The 2,790-nt window shown below is 61.3% G+C and carries 2 protein-coding genes; both read right to left on the reverse strand.

Translation table 11 applies throughout. The features are described from left to right. The coding region (cobW, locus tag NW844_RS12090; RefSeq protein WP_414335968.1) for a cobalamin biosynthesis protein CobW at positions 1–1,046 on the reverse strand (1,046 nt) is incomplete at its 3' end. Between the two features lie 129 nt (positions 1,047–1,175). Further along, positions 1,176–2,525, reverse strand: a complete 1,350-nt coding sequence (gene psbC, locus NW844_RS12095; protein WP_414335970.1) for a photosystem II reaction center protein CP43 — start codon at positions 2,523–2,525, stop codon at positions 1,176–1,178. Positions 2,526–2,790: the final 265 nt, after the last annotated feature.

Here is a 2,790-nt window from a genome sequence, read left to right on the forward strand (position 1 = left end):
GCCGCTGCTTCTCTGTGAGCCAAGCCCTGAAGCTGAGCGGCAATGCGCTCCCGGTTAAGCCTCTGCCCGATGAACACTAGGCGGGTCAACCGCGGCTCTTGCGGGCGCCAGGGCCGGTCGTAGTAGGTTTCAAATCGCCCTCCCACTCCCTGCAGCACCAGCCGCATCGGCTTGTGGGGCACGGCCACAAACCCCTTCACCCGGTAGAGGCATTCCTCTTGAGCCAGTTGACGCAGTTGGGCAACTAGGGATCCCGGCTCATAGCTCCCCTCCAGGCTCAGGTAAAAAGACTCGAAGGCCTCGTGCTCGTGCTCCTCCTCGTGGTCGTGGTGGCTGGGGCGGCGCTCCAACTGATCTTCCACCGCCGCCTGCAAGCCCAAGAGCACTTCTGGGGCAACCTGGCCCCGCTCACAGGGGAGGACTCGAACCTCAGGGCGCAATTGTTGCCGCAGCCAGCTCTCCACGCGCGCTCGCTCCGACAACGTGATCTGATCCACCTTGCTCAGCAGCACCAAATCGGCGCAGCTCAACTGATCCGCAAACAGCTCCTCAATGGGCGTCTCGTGATCCAGGCTCGCATCGGCCTGCCGCTGCGCTTCCAGCGCCGCCCGATCCCCCACCAGTTGCCCAGAAGCCAGAGCCTGACCGTCCACCACTGCAATCACCGCATCCACCGTGGCGCCGGTGCGAAGGGTTGGCCAGCGGAAAGCCTGCACCAGAGGCTTAGGCAAGGCCAATCCTGAAGTCTCAATCAGGATGCCGTCCAGCTCCGCCCGCCGTTGCAGCAGGGTTTCCATGGTGGGCAAAAATTCCTCCTGCACCGTGCAGCAGAGGCAGCCGTTGGCCAGCTCCAAAATGGGGATGGATCCCTCTCCCTCGCAACGTTGGCAATCCCGCAGCAGTTCGCCGTCGATGCCCACTTCGCCAAACTCATTGACCAATACGGCGATGCGGCGGCTCTGGTTGTTGAGCAACAGGTGACGGATCACCGTGGTCTTGCCGGATCCCAAAAATCCGGTGATGACCGTAACCGGGACTTTGTGCATCTTTACCGAACATTCAGCCTTCTCAGTCTCTATCCTCTCTTCCTTCTCTGCCAATCCTGGCGGGGGGGATCCCCAAAAAAAAGGCCCCCTACCGGGGGCCAAAGGTTGATCTCCGAGAGACTTCCGTGCTTATCGGATCGGCTTCATCCGGTAAACCGGCTCGTTCTCGCGGCTGATCCCTTTCTCAAAGCCGGCAGCAGCGGCACGGGCGCGACCGGCATGCCACAGGTGGCCAACGAAGAACAGGAAGCCGAAGATGAAGTTGTGGGCTGCCAGCCAGGTGCGCGGGCTGGTGAAGTTCACCGTGTTGATCTCGGTCGCCACACCCCCCACCGAGTTCAGGGATCCCAGTGGCGCGTGGGTCATGTACTCCACCGCACGGCGAGCTTGCCAGGGTTGGATGTCGTTTTTCAACTTATCCAGATCCAAGCCATTGGGGCCCAGCAGCGGCTCTTTCCAGGGCGCCCGCACATCCCAGAAGCGCATCGTCTCACCGCCGAAGATGATCTCGCCCGTGGGGGAGCGCATCAGGTACTTACCCAGACCGGTGGGGCCTTGGGCCTGGCCGATGTTCGCCCCCAGGCGCTGGTCGCGCACGATAAAGGTGAGGGCTTGCGCTTGCGAGGCTTCAGGGCCGGTGGGGCCGTAGAACTCGCTGGGGTAAACAGTGTTGTTGAACCAGATGTAGCAGGTGGCAATAAAGCTCATCAGCGAGACCGCCGCCAAGCTGTAGGAGAGATAAGCTTCCCCCGACCAGATGAAGGCACGGCGGGCCCAGCCAAAAGGCTTGGTGAGGATGTGCCAGATCCCACCGGCAATGCAGATGATGCCGATGTAGATATGGCCGCCGATCACATCCTCCATGTTGTCCACGCTGATGATCCAGCCGTCGCCGCCGAAGGGAGACTTGAACAGGTAGCCGAAGATCACCGCCGGGTTGAGGGTGGGGTTGGTGATCACTCGCACATCGCCACCGCCGGGAGCCCAGGTGTCATAGACACCGCCAAACCACATGGCCTTGGCCACCAACAGGAAAGCCCCCAACCCCAAGAGGATGAGGTGGATCCCCAAGATGGTGGTCATCTTGTTCTTGTCTTTCCAGTCGTAGCCGAAGAAGGGGAAAGACTGCTCCAGGGTTTCTGGGCCGCGCACGGCGTGATAGATGCCCCCCAACCCCAGCACTGCGCTGGAGATCAAGTGCAGCACGCCGATCACAAAGTAGGGGTAGGTGTCGATAACTTCGCCGCCCGGGCCAACCCCCCAGCCCAGAGTGGCCACGTGGGGCATCAGGATCAGGCCCTGCTCGTACATAGGCCGATCCGGCGTGAAGTGAGCCACCTCAAACAGCAGCATCGCTCCCGCCCAGAAGACGATCAGGCCGGCGTGGGCCACGTGGGCACCCAAGAGCCGACCGGAGAGATTGATCAAGCGAGCATTCCCGGCCCACCAGGCAAACCCGCCCTGGGTGCGATCCTGCATCGCTGCGGAACCAAAGGTCGTTGAAGTCACTGAGGCCAGCCTCCAAAAAGAGTAACAGTCAGTACAGCAGAAGATAGAGGTGAAAAGCAAAGGAGCTTAAGAATGGCCGAGCGCCTACCCATCCAATCCAAGGCTTGAATAGGCGAACGCTCGGCCCCGGCTCTCACGTGAAGGATCGAGAGAACTCAAGCGTTCGACAGCCAGCGCCAGTTTAGAGCGCGTTGCCGCGGGGTAGGACTTCTTCGGGGAACTCAAAGCGCTCGTG

It is taken from the genome of Synechococcus sp. H55.2 (assembly GCF_047462495.1).
Taxonomy (GTDB): domain Bacteria; phylum Cyanobacteriota; class Cyanobacteriia; order Thermostichales; family Thermostichaceae; genus Thermostichus.